The organism is Curtobacterium sp. B8 (assembly GCF_000333315.1).
Taxonomy (GTDB): Bacteria; Actinomycetota; Actinomycetes; order Actinomycetales; family Microbacteriaceae; genus Curtobacterium; species Curtobacterium luteum.
Map to the genome: position 1 here is coordinate 1 of NZ_BACW01000107.1, position 597 is coordinate 597.

Sequence of the window (597 nt, forward strand, 5' to 3'; positions counted from 1 at the left end):
CAGGAGGCGCAGGACCTGCTCGACGAGGTCCGTCACCTCGAGCAGGTGGCCGGGTCGGACGTCCGCCGTCCGGTCCTCGCCGACCTCGCGGTGCTCATCGGCTCCTCGGTGGCGGAGGCGAGGGACGACCTCGCCGCGCTCGACGCCACCGCCGGTACGCCCTACGCCGTCGGCACCGGTTCGGACACCTCGGTCCTCGCGACGACCATCGCGGACCTCGTCGAGCTGATCGGCGACCTGCGCGGGCTCGGCTACGCCGGCGTCCGGCTGCGGCCGCTGCGGATCCCGGTCGACAGCACCGCGATCGCCCGGCAGCTCGTGCCGGCGCTCGTCACCGCGGGACTCCGCGCTGACGTCGCGTCCCGTCCCACCGCCGACCTGCGCACGCGGCTCGGCCTCGCCCCGGCCGTCAGCCGGTACGTCCGCACCACCGCTGCCCAGGGGGTCCCAGCGTGAGCACGAAGCGTCAGGTCCACCTCGCCGCCCACTTCCCGGGGGTCAACAACACCACCGTGTGGAGCGACGACCGTGCCGAGAGCCAGATCGCGTTCTCGTCGTTCGAGCACTTCGCGAAGAACGCCGAGCGCGGGTTCTTCG

2 pseudogenes are annotated in these 597 nt (G+C 73.5%); both read left to right on the forward strand.

From position 1 onward, the window contains the following. A pseudogene (locus I59_RS22535) lies at window positions 1–456 on the forward strand (hypothetical protein); the annotation flags it as partial. Then, window positions 453–597, forward strand: a pseudogene (locus tag I59_RS23315) (F420-dependent methylene-tetrahydromethanopterin reductase); the annotation flags it as partial. The pseudogenes I59_RS22535 and I59_RS23315, both read left to right, overlap by 4 nt.